Genomic DNA, 15,379 nt, shown 5'->3' with positions numbered 1-15,379 from the left:
GGCGGTGGCGTAGCCGCCGCGACGGGAGAGGAGGCCCAAGAACCGCGCTTCTTGGGCCGGAGCGGGACGCGTAGTCAGGGGCGCGTAGCCCCTCTCGGAACAAACAGCTAGCAGGCGCTGGAAAAGTCGCGAAGCGGACTTTTTCAGCAGCCTGCTAGCAGGCTGCTACTGAGCTTCGAAAGTGTCGCTGCCGCTCAAGCGATCGGCCAGGGAGCGGCCAGTGAGGACGAAGAGCAGCGGCAGACCGCCGAGGGCCACCGTCATCCAGCCGGCCAACCAACGCAGACCGGTCTGCCCGAAGGTGAGCGGTTGGTCGCGACCGGCCCGAGCGACGACGCCGGCCAGCACCATGCCCGGCGTCTGGCCCCAGAAGGCCAGGCTGACCACCGAGTAGACGAAGGAAAAAACCGTCAGAAACGCGGCGAAGGCGAGGCCATGGCGCCAGACGTCGGTCGGCCCCCCGAGGAAAGCCGAGCCGAGCAAGCAAACGGCGAGCACCGTCGACAGCAGCAAGGCGTCGGCGACCACGGCGATCAGTCGCGCCCGCAGGGGCGCGGCGACGGGCTCCGAGGGCGCAGCGGGAGCCGGTGCCGGATAGGACAGCGCAGGCTCGGCTTCGGCCGGCACGGTGGCCGACTCCGCAGGCCCGGCCGGCGCCGCGAACAGCTCGTCTTCTGACAGCGCCGCCGGCGAGTCCTCCGGGAACAGCGGCAGCTCTTCGAGCTCCTCGAGAGCCAGGCGATCGGCCGCGGTCATCGCCGGAGGAGCCTCCGGCACCGGGGCCTCAGGCACCGGCGCCTCGGGCTCGAATCCCCGCGCCGGTGGCGCCTCGAGCTCGATGGGCTCGATCTCGAGCGGACTCGCCTCGGCGAGATCCGACTCACCGGTCGCTGACTGTGGAGCCTGCGCTTCCGGCGGCTCGGGAGGTGGCGCGTCATCGCCGTCTTCTCCCCGCATTGGGAGGTCGAACAGCCAGGGATCGTCTCGCCGCTCGCTCATCGGCGCCCTCAGCGCAATGGTAGGTACTTGACGTAGATGCGGTAGAGCAAATCCTTGGTTTCGCCGTTGTAGGCCTCGGCGAACAGGCTGTGACGCTGAATCACCGGCTCGCCGGGAGTCAACGCCAGCGCCTCGCGGAACTTCTCGGCCGCATTCTTGGCGTCGCCGCGCTGCAGGTCGGAGACCGCCAGGTTGTAGTACGAATCGGTGATCAGGCGCCGCAGATCCGGGTTGGTCGGATCCTCCTGGTGGAGTCGCCAGAGCTCGGGCAGGACGAACTCGTACTCGCCCTCCTCGAACATCACCACCCAACGCCGAATCGGCTCGAGGCGCCGCTCGATCTCGCCCTCGAGATCGAGCTCTTCGCCTTCGAGGGGAGCCATCGCGCGCGCCTCTTCGAGATACTCGCGGGCCCACAGGCTCTGGCGAGCGTCGAGCTGTTCGCGGGCCGCGGCGAGAAGCGCGGAGCGGGCGGCAAGATCGATCTCCGGCGCCGGCTCTTCGACCACCTCTTCGGCGACCGGGCTCTCGGCCTCCTGGCTCTCCGCCTCCCACTGTGAGATCAGCGCCTGTGCGGCATCGTACTGCGGCGCCACCGGCGGCATGCGACGCAGCATCTGGATCGCCACCTGAACCTTGCCCTCGTCGTGCAATCGGGTCGCCCGTGCGATCGGGTCCTCGGCCTGCGCCACCGGTGCTTCCTCGCGGGCGTTGGGGAACAACCGCTGGCGATTCTGGAACAGGAAGAAGAGCAGGGCGCAAGCCAGAACGAACACCGCCGCACCGATCATCAGGAATCGCCGGCTGGCCCCACCGCTGGCCTTGACCGGCGCCGGCGCGGCTTCCGGTGCCGGAGGCGGCGGCGGAATCGGAACCGCCGAGGTGGTCGGATTGCCGAGCGGCAAGTCGGCATTTTCGTCGATGCTCGGCAGCAGAGGATCCTCCACCGCCACCGGACCGGAAACCGGCTGCACCGGCCGCGGCGTGATCGCCGGCATGCCACCCTCGGCCATTTGGTCGAGGTACTCCCGCGCCGTCAGGTGCGTCGGCTGCAGCTCGAGGACCTGCTGCAGGCCCTGCTGAGCGGCCGCCGTGTCGCCAGCCTCGAGGCGCATCACCGCCTCGTGGAAGACCTCTTCGACCTGGCGCTCACGCTCGGCCTTGAGGCGACGTGCCTCCTCGATCCGGCGCGAAGCCTCGTCGTGGTCGACATCGATCAGGAAAATCCGCGACCAGGCATCGATCGCGGCCTGATAGTCGGCCTGCTGGAAGGCGGCATCGCCCTCGGCCAGCAGGCCTTGAATGCGCTCGGCCCCTTCGGAGCGGTTGCCGCCGGAGAAAACCGGCGGTAACTGACTCGACGGGATGGCGACGGTGGCATCCCCCGTCACCGGCGGCGCGGCCGCCGGCTCGGTAAAGGAGGTCATCGGCGGAGCTTCGATCTCGAGCACCTCCGGCTCCGCCTCGGGCGCCGTCAGGTCGAGGCCCGCCAGGGGATCTTCCACCGGCATCGGCACCCGGATGCGATCGCGGAGGGAATTCAGTCCGGGATGGCTGGGATCGAGACTCTCGGCCTTCTCGAAAAAGCTCTGAGCACTCTCATGGTCGTCCGTGTCGAGGGCTTGGCGAGCCGACTCGAGGAACTTCTGAACGTAGGGTGCCGATTCCCGGCGGTTGGTCGCCGCCTCCACCAGGGCGCTGACCCGACCATCTTCCAGCAAGTCCGCCGGAGCGCGCTGGGCCAAAGCCAGCAAACCCGAGAAATCGCGTCGCTCGAGCATCTTCGACAGCGCGCCCTGTAGATCCTCGGCAGTCGCCGGAACCGGCGGCTCGTCGCCGAGGTCGAGGTCGTCGAGGTCGCCGAACAGAGCCTCCGCCTCTTGCACCTTGGCGGCTCCCGAATCCGACAACGGCGAACGCAGGCTCGAGACATCGACCGGTCCGGTATTGCCGGCGAGGATTTTCTGCAGCTCGCGTGCGGGCTCGAACCGTGGATCCATGCGCAAGATGAAGTCGCATCCCAGGGAGGCTTCCTTACGCTTGCCTTCGCTGGCCAGATCGAGGGTCTGCTCGAAGGTGGTCGTAATGCGCTTGCGGACGTCGGGCGAGAGGGAAGAGTTGCCGGGGTAGCTCATGGGAATGGGGGCTCTCCAGGCTGACGATTGCCGACCGGGCCACGAGGTCTCGAACCTGCGACCGCCCTCCAGGGCCCCGGCGAGCACACGCTCCTCCGAGTGATGTCAGCAACCCGCACCGCCGTCATCGTAGCAGAGCCGCTGGACCGGAACAACGCGCCTGCTTGCTATAGTTTGCCCTTGCTCGAGTGTGTTCCCAACATCAGCGAAGGCCGCCGTCCGGAGGTCATTCAGCGACTGGTGAAGGCGGTTCGTCGCCCCGGCGTCCAGCTTCTCGACCACTCGTCGGACCCGGATCACCATCGCTCCGTGCTCACCCTCGCGGGCGCACCGGGCGCGCTTCACGGTGCCCTTCTCGACCTCTACGAGGTCGCCATCGAGACCATCGACCTCGGGCGCCACGATGGCCGCCACCCGCGCCTGGGGGCGGTCGATGTGGTGCCCTTCGTGCCCCTCGGCGAAGCGACCATGGCCACCGCCATCGCCACCGCGACGGACCTCGCCGAAGCCGTCGCCCAGCGCTTCGACTTACCGGTCTTCCTCTACGAAGAGGCAGCCCGACACAGCCGGAGGAGTGCCCTTCCGGAGATCCGCCGAGGCGGCTTCGAAGGGCTGCCGGAGCGCCTTGCGACGACCGACGGAGCACCCGATTTCGGCCCGCCGCGGCGCCATCCGACGGCCGGCGCCACGGTGATCGGAGCCCGTCAATTCCTGGTCGCCTTCAACCTGGTCCTGGAAAGCGATGACCTCGCCCTGGCGCGCCGCATCGCCAGACGCCTGCGCGAGCGCGACGGCGGCCTGCCGGGAGTCCGCGCCCTCGGCATCGCCGTGCCCACCCAGGGAAGGGTCCAGGTGAGCGTCAATCTGATCGCTCCGGAAAGGACCTCCCTCGCCACGGTGGTCGCCGAAGTGCGCCGCCTGGCCGCCGCCGAAGGCGTCGACCTGGCCGACAGCGAGCTCATCGGCCTGCTGCCGCAGCGCGTGCTCTACGACGCCGCCCGCCAAGCCCTCGGCCTGCCCGCCCTCGACGAGGCTCAGGTGGTGGAAGCCGCCATCGCCCGCCGCCGAAGCTGATTCAGTCGTCGCCGAGGGCCGCCACCAGGCGACGCGGCAAGTCCTCGAAGGAACCCGAGGACATGGTCACCAGGACATCGCCGGAGCGGGCCTGGTCGAGAACCGCCGCCAGCAACCCATCGACCGAGTCGAAGGCCCGAGCCGGAGTCCCGGCGCCGGTCATCTCAATCGCCAGGGCGGCGAAGTCGATGCGCTCTTCGCGACTCAGCCTGCCAGCGTGAAAGGTCGGTCCGAAGTACACCACGTCGGCCTCGACGAAGGCCCGACGGTAGGCGGGCAGCAGAAACTCCCGCGCCGCCGTCAAGCTGCGCGGCTCGTAGAGAGCGATCAGCCGTCGCGAGCCGTAGCGGGCGCGCAGACCGGCGAGGGTACGCTCGACCGCCGTCGGATGGTGCGCGAAGTCGTCGACCACGGTGACGCCGGCTCGCTGGCCGATCTCCTCCTGGCGCCGCTGGACACCCCCGAAGCAACCGAGGGCGTCGCGCACCACCGCCGCCGGCAGGCCGTCGGCCCGCGCCACCGCCCAAACCGCCAGAGCGTTCTCGACGTTGTGCAGGCCCGCCATCGGCAGGAGAACATCGAAGACCTCGTCGCCCTCGCGAATCTGGAAGTGGGAACCCTCGGCCGATTCCTCGACCCCGGCGAGGGGAGCGAGGTCGTTGCCGGCACCGAGACCGTAGAAGATCACCCGGCAGCGGGCGCGCGACGCCAAGCGTCGAACCTCGTCGGAATCGCCGCAGAGCACCGCCAGGCCATCCTCCGGCACCAGCTCGAGAAGACGACCGTAGGCGTCGCGCAGGGCATCGAAGTCGGGGTAGAGGTCGGCGTGGTCGTACTCGACGGCGGTGAGGATGACGGTCTCCGGCCGATAGTGCAGAAACTTCGCGCCGCGATCGAAGTAGGCGGCGTTGTACTCATCGCCCTCGATCACGAAGCGCTCGCCCCGCCCGGCCCGGAAGCTGCCGTCGAGGCCGCTCGGCACCCCACCGATGAGGTACCCCGGATCGGCCCCTCCCTGGGTGTACACCCACGCCGCCAACGAGGTGGTGGTGGTCTTGCCGTGGGTTCCAGCGACCACCAGCGGCTGGCGCCCGGCGAGGAAGAAACGGCCGAGCGCCTCGGGCATGGAGATGCGCTCCAGGCCGAGGGCCTCGACCGCCTGTGCTTCGGGATTGTGGCGCGGCACCGCGTTGCCCACCACGACCAGATCCGGCGGCGGCTCGAGGTGGCTCGGGTCGTAGCCCACCAAGGGCTCGATGCCCGCCCCTTCCAGCAGTGTGCTCATCGGCGGATAGAGGGGACCATCGGCACCCCGCACACGATGGCCTTGCTCTTGCAGTAGACAGGCGAGCGGCGCCATTCCGGTGCCCCCGATGGCGATGAAATAGAGATCTAGGGGACGTTCCACAGCTACCGGCACACCCCACCCATCTCGAGAAAAGCCCTGATTTCAAGCATTATGACGTCCCGATCCGAATTTCGAAGGAGCTAGGCCCATGAATCGCGTCCTCAACCCCGCCATTTTGACACTCTGCATCGCGTTTCTGCTAGCCGGTGTGACCGTTGCCCAGGACGCCACCGGCGGTCCGAAGATCGTCCTGCCCGAACCGATTCACGACGCCGGCGTGACCCCCAAGGGCGAAAAGATCGCCCACGAGTTCGTGCTGCGCAACGAAGGCGCCCAGGAGCTCGAGATCGTCGACGTTCGCCCCGCTTGCGGCTGCACCGTCGCCGAGTTCGACAAGAGCGTCGCCCCCGGCGGCGAAGGCAAGATCCACGCGGTCCTCGACACCACCACCTTCGCCGGCCCGATCTCGAAGGGCATCACGGTGCTGACCAACGACCCGGTGAGCCCCCGTCTGCAGCTCGCCATCAAGGCCGACGTGCAGCCCTACCTGTTCGTGCAGCCGGGCTTCGCGCGCTTCATCGCGCCCCAGCACAGCGACGCCGGTAGCGTCGAGCAGATCCTCTTCACTCGCACCTTCGAGAACCTCGAGGTGGTGAAGGTGGAAACGCCGTACGATTTCATGACCGTCGACTACCGCCAGGCCACGGAGCAGGACGATCCGCGCGAGAACGCCGTCGGCAACCAGTATGTGTTCAACTTCAACATGGACTACGACAAGGCGCCGATCGGCACCATCGCCGACTACGTCACCATCCACACCAACCATCCGGATCAGCCGATCATCAAGGTGCCCGTCTCCGGCTTCGTGCGGCCGATGATCGCAGTCTCTCCGCAGGAGGCCGACTTCGGCGAGATCACCGCCGGCGAGGAGCGCCAGGCGAGCATGGTGATTCGCTCCTTCGCCATTGAAGAGATCGAGCTCACCGGCGCCGAGTCGACGGTCCCGGGCGTCGAGCTCGACATCACGCCGATCGAAGAGGGCCGGCGCTTCAACCTCAGCATCACCCTCAAGCCGGAGCTGCCGAAGGGCGAGTTCGACGGCAAGATCAAGATCACCACCAACAGCAATCGCAAGCCGATGATCGAGGTGCCGCTGCGCGGTAGCGCGATCTAGCAGTCTGCTGAACAAGTCGCGCTGCGACTTGTTCAGCGCCTGCTAGATATTCGTTTCAAGGGGGGCTAAAGGCGCCCCCCTCGAGCCAACGCACAGGTCGTTGGCTCTCACCCCCGACCTCGGCGCCGAAGGCGCCGCCTCGCGCTTTCGCGCTCGGAAGCAGGCTGCTGAGTTAGCAGCCTGCTTCTTGTTTGCGGCGTTTTCTTGAACAGCTCGAGGCGCCACCCTTTAGCCTACGCGCCCCGGATTCGCACAGGTCGCGCCCCTCGCGCTTTCGCGCTCGGAAGCGGGCTGACGAACTTAACGGCCCAGTTCTTGCTACCGATCTCTCAGGATTCTCGCGACACCAACCCGACAGGCCCGGTCCGACTCACGGCTCGAGGGCCGCTCGGACCACGACCTCAGGGTTCGGCGCCGGCTTCTTCTAGGCGGCGTTCTAGCTCGAGGCTTTTCTCGAGCTCGAGGCTGTCGGCGGTTTCGCGCAGCTTGTCGGCGATGGCGCGCTCGACCCAGGCGATGCGCTCGTCGATCAAGCGCCGCAGCTCAGCTTCGGCGGGCATCGCCGAGTCGAGGGGCTGGCGCTCGGCGCGCGGACGCCAGGGACTGAACTGGCCGCGCAGGGCGTCTCGGGTCTCGGCTCGAGCGGCCTCCGCCTCGACCGCCCAGGCGAGATCGAGCATCGAGGCATCGAGCGCCTTGAGCAGCTCGTCGAGGGTACCGAGGCTCGGCTGGTGGGTGCCGTTCTCGTACTCGCTCAGCCGCCCCTGGCGAATACCGGCCGCCTTCGCCACTTCGGCCTGACTGCGCGGTCCGCGAAGGCGCCGCAGACCCAAACCGACTCGATCAAAACCCGTCATCTCTGTGATGGTAGGGGTCACCCCAACGACCCGTCAAGGCGAATATCTCGAAAATGGACCGGCATTCGTGAGATATCACCAGCGACTGAGATAGTCGCCATCTCAACCGTTGCCGAGCCGAGCGAGTCCTACGGCGCCCCCCAGAGGTCGCCCTCGTCTTTGGCCGGCGCCGCCTGGCGCCGGCCCTTGCCGCGCACCAGCTCGACCTCCGCCATCACCGGCTCCAGGGCCTCGCGCTGCAGGCGGGCCAGGTCCGAAATACCGCCGAGGGCGAGATCGAGCAAAGCATCGAGCTCCGAGCGATGGAAGGCCCGGGTCTCCCCGGTTCCCTGGATCTCGATGATGTTGTCGTTCTGGGTCGCCACCACGTTCATGTCGACGTCGGCCACCGAGTCTTCGACGTACTCGAGATCGAGCAAGGGTCGACCGCCGACCACGCCGACGGACACCGCCGCCACCTGTGAGGTGAACGGCCAGGCCGAGATGTCACCGGTCAGGTAGAGGTGGGCAAAGGCCTGGGCGAGGGCGACGTAGGCGCCGGTGATCGCCGCCGTGCGGGTGCCACCATCGGCTTGAATGACGTCACAGTCGATCAGCACCGAGCGGTCCGCAATGGCGCTGCGGTCGACGACCGCCCGCAAGCTCCGCCCGATCAAGCGCTGGATCTCCGAGGAACGCCCGGAAGGCCGACCGCGCGACACCTCTCGCGTCGAGCGGGTCGAGGTGGCGCGCGGCAGCATGGCGTACTCGGCGGTCACCCAGCCCTGGCCCTTGTCGCGCAGGAAAGGCGGTACCCGATTCTCCACCGAGGCGGACACCAGCACCCGGGTATCGCCCATGTCGATCTGGGCCGAGCCTTCGGCGTGTTTCATGGCTCCGACTTGGATGCGCACCGGGCGCAGGGCATCGGCGGCACGACCCGCCGGGCGAACGACCTGATCTCCGCTGGCTTCGCTCATCGCTCTATCGTATCTCCTGGAGCGGTGACGTCGACCCAACGCAGAGACACCTCGGACTCGCCGAGAATGCGTCCAGCAAACCCTCCGAAGCTCGACTCACCGTCGCTGACGAAGAGCTCGAGGGAGCCGCGACCGGCCGCAGCCTCGACCCGATCGCCGGATTCCCTTCCGAGCGCCCCGGCCACCGTCTCCGCCACCGCCTCGGCCGAATCCACCAGCGTCACGGTGTCGCCAGCCACCCGCTGCAGTAGAGGCCTCAACAGTGGATAGTGGGTACAGCCCAGCACCAGGGTGTCGGCCTGCCAGGCCAGGAGAGGCTCGAGATAGCGCCGGGCCACCTGCTCGGTCACCGGATCGTCGTGCCAGCCCTCTTCGACCAGCGGCACGAACAGAGGACAGGGCCGGCTGTCGACGGCAAGCTCCGGTCGCGCCGACCGCAGGGCTCGTTCATAGGCACCGGAGGCCACCGTCGCGCGGGTGGCGAGCACCCCCACGCGCCCGTCGGAAACCGCCGCCGCCTGCTCGGCTCCGGGCTCGATCACTCCCCACACCGGCACCCGGGCGGCGAGATGATCGAGGGCCAACGCCGAGGCCGTATTGCAAGCCACCACCACCCCGCGCACTCCCTGCGACAGCAGAAAGTCGACGTTGCGGCGGGTGTAGCGGCGAACCGTCTCCGCAGACTTGTTGCCGTAGGGCAGTCGAGCCGTGTCGCCGAGGTAGACGATCGGCAGCGCGGGCAGGCGTCGGCGCAGGGCGGCGACCACCGTCAGCCCTCCGATGCCGGAATCGAACACCCCGATCGGGCGGGGATCGGACGAGCTCACCGGCTCTGCGCTCCGACCCGAGACCACCGTCCAGGGTCGGCCGCGGAGCCGTCGGCGGTCACCGCAGCCATCAGGGCTGGCGCTCGATCAGATCCGGCGCCGCCCCCAGCGGCCGAGAGGTGTCGAGGTGGCCGGAAAAGGTCAGCCCTTGCTGGCCTTCCCAGAGCAGCACCACACGACGCGCTTCGGGGACGTTGAGGGCGATGGTGTTGACCAGGCTGTAGACGGTCTGGATCTCCTGGTGGGAGCCCGCCGCGGGCTCGAGCTCGCCTTCTTCGGCGGGCTCGAGGTCGACGAAGGCGACGCCATCGACAGTGAGGTAGACCCCGGCGACAGCGACCGCGAAATCGAACACCGGCAGGTGGCCGTCCTGCTCCGGCCCCCCCAACAGGGCGGCCAGCAGGGTGCGAATGCGAGCTTCCGGCTCGCCGGCGAGGTCGAGCTCGCGCTCCTCCGGAAAGAGGCGGCCCCCGGGACCGGGGAAGTAGAGCGACGACGCGGCCCCCGAGGCCACCGCCACCGGTGCATCCGTCACCTCGTCCAGGGGTGCGTCGCTCCCGCCGCAGGCACCGATCAAAAGCGCGATCGCCGCCAGCGCCCAGCGCCAGCTCACTCGGCGGGCTCCTCGCGAGCCTCACGGCCTTCGGTCAGCGCCCGGAACCGCACCACCGCCCGCGTCACCGCATCCACCAGCTCAGCGCGATAGGCGGCATCCTGCAGCTTGCGCTCCTCCTCCGGGTTGCTGATGAAACCCAGCTCCACCAGCACCGCCGGCATCGCAGCCCCCATCAGGACTCGAAAGGGCGCCTGCTTGACGCCACGATCGCGCAGGCCGAGGGCGCTGTTGAGCTCCTCTTGGATCAGCGCCGCCAGCCGCTGGCTCTCCGCCAGATGCTGGCTTTGGGCGAGATCCCACAAAATGAGCTGGAGATCGTAGAGCGGGTCGCCGACATCGCCGACCTCGGCCGGCACCTCCTCGGCTCCCCGGTTCTCGACCTCGGCGGAACGCGCCGCCCGGGCATCGCTGGCCTGCAGGCTGAGGAAGTAGGTCTCGGCACCGTGGGCCCCACGGCCACCGGCCACCGAGTTGAGGTGGATCGAGATGAAGAGATCCGCCTTGTTCTGGTTGGCGAGCGCCGTGCGGGTGTCGTGGGCGAGATCGACATCCTCGTTGCGGGTGAGAAGGACCCGCACCGGCAAGCGCGCCTCGAGGCGACTCTTGAGGGCCCGGGCGAGGAGCAGAACGAGCTCCTTCTCGTGAATTCCGGAGGGGCCCGAAGCACCCGTCTCACTGCCACCATGGCCGGGGTCGAGGACGATCGTGCGCAGCCCTTCGGAACGCCGCGGCGGCGCCATCGACGCCGCTCCCGGCAAAGACGACGTGCGCGGTGCCGAGGGATGGATGTCGAACACCACCCGGAAGGGCGACTCCAGGGTGTAGCTTTCGTAGGTCGCCTCGGTGGCGAGCTCGAACACCACCTGGCGCTCTTCGAGGCGGATGTCGCGCACCAGGGGATCGCGCCCCTCGAAACGCCAAGCGCTGGGCGCCAGGCGATCGTCGAGGAGCTCGAGCACCGCCCCCGCCAGGCTGTCCCGAATGCGGTAGCGCGGCGCCTCCGGGAACTGCAGAACGACGGTGGTCAAGCCTTGCAGATTGACCACGTCGACGGCCACCGGCAGCTCGCGAGCGCCGCGCCGCTCGATCACCAGCCGCGACTCGGCGTCGTTCCAGGCGAAGCGGTAGCCCAACACATCGCCGAAGGTGGCGCGCAGGAACGCCAGCGGGACTTGAACTCCCTCGGTGCCGAGGGTCGGCGCCGGTAGCAGCGGCACCAGCTCCTGATCGTCGATCAGCAGTGACTCGCTGTCGCTCCCGAAGACGTACTGGCGCTCGTCGAGGGTCAGGCGCCAGCCATCTCCCAGGGGGGCCTTCTGTAACTCTCCGCCGAGGCGTTCGACCAAAGGAGCAAGGGCGAACAACGGACCCTCCGCCGTCACCACCGTCGGGACCGACCACGAGGGCGCCGACGAGACTCCCTGAGCGGCGAGAGGAGAGCTGAGAAGAACCGCCAAGACGAAGGCGAAAAGGAACCTGCGAAGACCGTTCACGCTCGCAAGAATACCATCGCCAGCGGAGCCGGCGGCGGCGATTCGGCTGCCGGTATGCTGGCCCGGACACAGCATCCGAAAAACCTTTCGTGAGACCGAATGTGATGAATCGCGAGCCAAGCCGTCATACCCTCCCGTTCCTGCTGATCGCCCTCCTGGGACTCGCCGCCGGCGGCGCTGCCGCGCCACCGAGCCAGAAGGCAAATCCGGATCCCCGCTGGACCGTGGAGGACGTCATCCGAGCGGAAACGGCGCGCGACTGGACCCTCAGCGCCGACGGCCGCTTCGCCGCCTGGGTGCGCTCGCGGATCGCAGGCAAGGGCGACGACGAGAAACGCTCCGCCAACCTCTGGCTGAGCCCACTCGCAGACGACGGCGAGGCCTACCCGTTGACCCGCGGCAAGCACCGGGTCAAGGCCCCCCGGTTTTCTCCCGACGGCCGCCACCTGGCCTTTCTGTGGAGCCGGCCACTGCCGGATGCCGGCGAGAAGGATCCCGCTGGACAGCTCTGGGTGCTACCCCTGCGCGGCGGCGAGCCCTGGCCGGTGACCCGCTTCGACCGTCCGATCGCCGACTTCCGGTGGCGCGACGACGAACGCTTGGTGGTGGCCGCCGCCGAGAGCCGCAGCGCCGACGAGCGCCAAGCCAAGGAGCGCGCCGACACCACCGAGGTGGTCGAGGACCGCGAGCGCACGCCGCCGGTGCGGCTCTATGGCGTCGACCTCGATGGCGAGGTCTCGCGGCTGACCGAGAACCGCCACTGGATCGACTCCCTGAGCGTCTCCCCGGACGGTCGCTGGGCGGTGGTCACGGAGCAGCAGAGCCTGTCCTTCGGGTTCGACGGCAAAACGCCTCCCAAGACCTTTCTGGTCGACCTCGCGACCGGCACTTTGACGGAGCGCTTCGCCGATGGCCGGCTGCGCCCCTACAAGGTGCGCTGGGCGCCGAACAGCCGGGGCTTCTATCTTGCCAACGAGTTCAGCAGTCACCCGATCTACCGCACCGCCACGGTCACCGAGCTGCACTTCCACCATCTCGAAAGCGGGGTCACGGAGGCCGTCGATCTCGGCGAGCGCGGCCTCGGCGGCGACTACCACCCGACCGCCGATGGAGTGATCGCCCTGGTCGCCGACGGCGTTCGCTATCGCCCGGTGCTCGCCACCGTCGGCGGTGAGCCGCCTCGGAACATCACCGGCACCCACGTGCGCAACCTCGACCGCTGGGCCCTGGCGGCCGACGGTCGCACCGTGGTGTACTCCACCTCCTCGGTGGTCTCGCCACCGCAGCCGTTCGTGGCACAGCTCGCCGGAACCACCCTCAGCCGAGAGCGACCGCTGGTCGAGCTCAACCAGCGTTGGCGCGGTAAACCCACCGGCCGGCGCGAAGTGTTGCGCTGGCAGGGCGCCCTCGGCGATGAAGTCGAGGGCATCCTGTCCTATCCCCTCGATTGGCGGGAAGGGCGCCGCTACCCGCTCATCCTCGACATCCACGGCGGCCCCACCGGCACCGACATGGACCGCTGGAGCGAGCGCTGGCCGACCCCCAACATCCTGTGGCGCCAGCAGGGTGCCTTCATCCTGCAGGTCAACTACCACGGCAGTGCCGGCTACGGCCTGGCCTGGGCGGAGTCGATCGCCAACCGCTACTACGAGCTCGAGATCCCGGACATCGAGGCCGGCGTCGACCTGCTGATCGAGCGCGGCCTGGTCGATGCCGACAGGCTCGGCACCAGCGGCTGGTCGAACGGCGGCATCCTGAGCGCCGAGCTGATCACCCGCACCCAGCGCTATCGGGCGGCCTCCGTCGGCGCCGCCGATGTCGAGTGGTTCAGCGACTGGGGCTGGGTCGACTTCGGCGCCACCTTCGACAACTACTACTTCGGCGGACCGCCCTGGGAGCGCGTCGACCACTACCTCGCCAAATCGCCCTTCTTCCGCCTCACCGAGGTCACCACGCCGACCCTGGTCTTCACCGGCACCGAGGACCGCAACGTGCCGCCGCACCAGTCCTGGTCCCTGTTCCGTGCCCTGCAGCAGATCGGAAAAGCCCCGACTCGGCTGGTGATCTTCCCGGGCGAGCCCCACGGATTGCAGAAAATCGCCCACCAACGACGCAAGATGGAGGAAGACCTCGCCTGGTTCGACCGCTACCTGTTCGACCAGGTCCGCGAAACCCAACCGGCGCTGCTGCCGGACAGCCCGCTGGCGGCCCTCCTCGAGCGCGCGACGGCCGCTCGCCGCGGCGCCGCTTACGGCCGCCAGATCGGCCCCCGTCTGATCCCCGAAGCGGTGCCCTTCCGCCAGCTACAGGTGGCGAGGTTCGAAGTCACCCGCGCCCAGTGGGCCGCCTTCGAACCGAGCCTCGAGGTGGACCCTCTTGAGCACAATCTGCCGATGACCGGAGTGTCCTTCGAGCGTGCCCAGGCCTACGCCGCCTGGCTCGCCGAAGTCACCGGCGAGGCTTGGCGCCTGCCGACCTTGGCGGAAGCCCGCGCCCTCGCCGCCGCCGCCGGCAGTGACGGCAACACCTTCGAGCACTGGGCCGGCTACGCCCCCAATCCCGACGACCGGCGCCGCCTCGAGGCGCGCCTCGGCGCCGCCTTCGATGGGCAGACGGCGCCCCTGCTGCTGTCCGTCGGCAGCCTCCCCGGCCACGGCGACCCCGCCCTCTTCGACCTCGACGGCAACGCCGCCGAGTGGGCGATCGGCGAGGACGGGGAAGGCGTCGCCCACGGCGCCAGCGCCGATCGCGCCTCGGACCCGCGAACCGACAGCCCGGGCGAGGCCGCGCCCCTCTACACCGGCCTGCGGGTGGTTCGCAACGCCGACTGAGCCGGCAGCGGCTCGGACGAGCCCGCACCTTGCCGAATGGTAAGGTCCCGGCAAGGTTCGGATGAGCCGGCCACGGCATCCTCGCTGGTGGCAATCGGCAGACCCTGGACCCGTCGTTCACCGGCTTTCCCGGTCGCCGCTCGACAGCAAACCCTCGATCCGCGAAGAGGAGTTTTCCGAGTGCTGCGTGTTCTGGTGGTCGAAGACGACCAAGCGACGTCCGACTTCCTGGTCAAAGGCCTACAGCAAGAAGGCTATTCCGTCGAGCAGGCGGCGAACGGCGAGGAGGGCTACTACGCCGCCCGGGACTTCGCCTTCGACGTCGTCATCATGGACGTCATGTTGCCCGGCTTGGATGGCCTGGCGGTGCTCCGTCGCCTGCGCCAGGACGAGGTCGACACCCCGGTGCTGGTACTCAGCGCCAAGAGCGACCTCGACGACCGCATTCGAGGCCTCAGGGCCGGCGGCGACGACTACCTGACCAAGCCCTTCGCCTTCGCCGAGCTAGTGGCGCGGCTGGAAGCCTTGGTGCGGCGATCCGGGAGGGTCGAGCTGGCTCCCAAGCTGACCCTCGGCGAGCTGACCCTCGACCACGAGCGCCATCAATTGTTCGTGCGCGGCCGGCAGGTCGAGCTGCAGCCGGGCGAGCTCAAGCTGCTCGGATACCTGATGCGCAATCGTGGCCGCGTGGTCTCGAAAACCATGATCTTGGAGTATGTCTGGGGCTACGGTTTCGACCCGCAGACCAACGTCGTCGAAGCCAAGATCTCGCGCCTGCGCACCAAGCTGGCGGGGCACACGTCGCAAGCCCTCATCCGGACCGTCCGCGGTTTGGGCTACATCTTCGAAGGGCAGGACTAGCCCGCCCTTCTCACCAGCTTTCCGCTGCGCGTCCGTATGTCCCCGAATCTGCTGCGTTTTCCGTCGCCTGCTCTCCTCGCAGTACGTCGAGTACGGCTGAGTCGTGGCAGCGACGGATGCCTTGCATCTTCAAGAACCTACGGCCTCTCGCGAGGAAACCTCGTGAGAAGGGCGGGCTAGCCCGTGGCTCTCACCCAGCCGGCGG

At 68.5% G+C, this 15,379-nt stretch carries 11 protein-coding genes and 1 pseudogene; 4 read left to right on the top strand and 8 right to left on the bottom strand.

Annotated features, from left to right (window positions below; translation table 11 throughout):
- Positions 1 to 165: 165 nt before the first annotated feature.
- Together AAF604_07520 and AAF604_07515 are read right to left on the bottom strand one after the other, a co-directional pair.
- Entirely contained in the window at positions 166 to 999 is an 834-nt protein-coding gene (locus AAF604_07520) for an RDD family protein (protein ID MEM7049489.1), read from the bottom strand.
- An 8-nt stretch (positions 1,000 to 1,007) separates the two neighbouring features.
- A complete protein-coding gene (locus AAF604_07515) occupies positions 1,008 to 3,134 on the bottom strand; it encodes a hypothetical protein (GenBank protein MEM7049488.1) in 2,127 nt (708 codons plus the stop codon).
- A gap of 180 nt (positions 3,135 to 3,314) precedes the next feature.
- On the opposite strand from AAF604_07515, the gene ftcD reads away from it, so the two are divergent.
- On the top strand, positions 3,315 to 4,208 hold the full coding sequence (ftcD, locus tag AAF604_07510) for a glutamate formimidoyltransferase (GenBank protein ID MEM7049487.1): 894 nt from the start codon (positions 3,315 to 3,317) through the stop codon (positions 4,206 to 4,208).
- 1 nt (position 4,209) lies between these two features.
- On the opposite strand, the gene AAF604_07505 is transcribed toward ftcD, so the two are convergent.
- Entirely contained in the window at positions 4,210 to 5,616 is a 1,407-nt protein-coding gene (locus tag AAF604_07505; protein ID MEM7049486.1) for a Mur ligase family protein, read from the bottom strand.
- Between the two features lie 88 nt (positions 5,617 to 5,704).
- On the opposite strand from AAF604_07505, the gene AAF604_07500 reads away from it, so the two are divergent.
- Complete coding sequence (locus AAF604_07500) at positions 5,705 to 6,730, top strand: DUF1573 domain-containing protein (protein ID MEM7049485.1); 1,026 nt, start codon at positions 5,705 to 5,707, stop codon at positions 6,728 to 6,730.
- 401 nt (positions 6,731 to 7,131) lie between these two features.
- On the opposite strand, the gene AAF604_07495 is transcribed toward AAF604_07500, so the two are convergent.
- From AAF604_07495 to AAF604_07475, 5 genes and pseudogenes are all read right to left on the bottom strand, one after another.
- Positions 7,132 to 7,587 carry a helix-turn-helix transcriptional regulator gene (locus tag AAF604_07495; protein ID MEM7049484.1) on the bottom strand — a complete coding sequence of 152 codons (456 nt, stop codon included), beginning with the start codon at positions 7,585 to 7,587 and terminating at the stop codon, positions 7,132 to 7,134.
- A gap of 224 nt (positions 7,588 to 7,811) precedes the next feature.
- Positions 7,812 to 8,546 (bottom strand): annotated as a pseudogene (gene rph, locus AAF604_07490) (ribonuclease PH).
- Complete coding sequence (gene murI / locus AAF604_07485) at positions 8,543 to 9,373, bottom strand: glutamate racemase (protein MEM7049483.1); 831 nt, start codon at positions 9,371 to 9,373, stop codon at positions 8,543 to 8,545. The pseudogene rph and the gene murI overlap by 4 nt, the downstream one beginning before the upstream one ends.
- A gap of 70 nt (positions 9,374 to 9,443) precedes the next feature.
- A complete protein-coding gene (locus AAF604_07480; GenBank protein ID MEM7049482.1) occupies positions 9,444 to 9,986 on the bottom strand; it encodes a GerMN domain-containing protein in 543 nt (180 codons plus the stop codon).
- Positions 9,983 to 11,482 (bottom strand): N-acetylmuramoyl-L-alanine amidase, encoded by a 1,500-nt coding sequence (locus AAF604_07475; GenBank protein MEM7049481.1) that lies wholly within the window; start codon positions 11,480 to 11,482, stop codon positions 9,983 to 9,985. The genes AAF604_07480 and AAF604_07475 overlap by 4 nt, the downstream gene beginning before the upstream one ends.
- 104 nt (positions 11,483 to 11,586) lie before the next feature.
- Here AAF604_07475 and AAF604_07470 point away from each other — a divergent pair, with 104 nt between their 5' ends.
- Entirely contained in the window at positions 11,587 to 14,313 is a 2,727-nt protein-coding gene (locus AAF604_07470; GenBank protein ID MEM7049480.1) for a prolyl oligopeptidase family serine peptidase, read from the top strand.
- Between the two features lie 180 nt (positions 14,314 to 14,493).
- Positions 14,494 to 15,174, top strand: a complete 681-nt coding sequence (locus AAF604_07465) for a response regulator transcription factor (GenBank protein MEM7049479.1) — start codon at positions 14,494 to 14,496, stop codon at positions 15,172 to 15,174.
- The last annotated feature ends 205 nt before the right edge of the window (positions 15,175 to 15,379 follow it).

Source organism: Acidobacteriota bacterium (assembly GCA_039028635.1).
In the GTDB taxonomy this organism is placed as follows: Bacteria; Acidobacteriota; Thermoanaerobaculia; order Multivoradales; family JBCCEF01; genus JBCCEF01.
The sequence above is the reverse complement of the archived record's forward strand: the minus strand, read 5'-3'. Positions and strand labels throughout refer to the sequence as shown.

Excerpts from the sequence above, each read along its gene's own strand:
- AAF604_07520 (MEM7049489.1), bottom strand. The coding sequence starts at position 999 with ATGAGCGAGCGGCGAGACGATCCCTGGCTGTTCGACCTCCCAATGCGG.
- AAF604_07515 (MEM7049488.1), bottom strand. The coding sequence starts at position 3,134 with ATGAGCTACCCCGGCAACTCTTCCCTCTCGCCCGACGTCCGCAAGCGC.
- AAF604_07500 (MEM7049485.1), top strand. The coding sequence starts at position 5,705 with ATGAATCGCGTCCTCAACCCCGCCATTTTGACACTCTGCATCGCGTTT.
- AAF604_07495 (MEM7049484.1), bottom strand. The coding sequence starts at position 7,587 with ATGACGGGTTTTGATCGAGTCGGTTTGGGTCTGCGGCGCCTTCGCGGA.
- AAF604_07470 (MEM7049480.1), top strand. The coding sequence starts at position 11,587 with ATGAATCGCGAGCCAAGCCGTCATACCCTCCCGTTCCTGCTGATCGCC.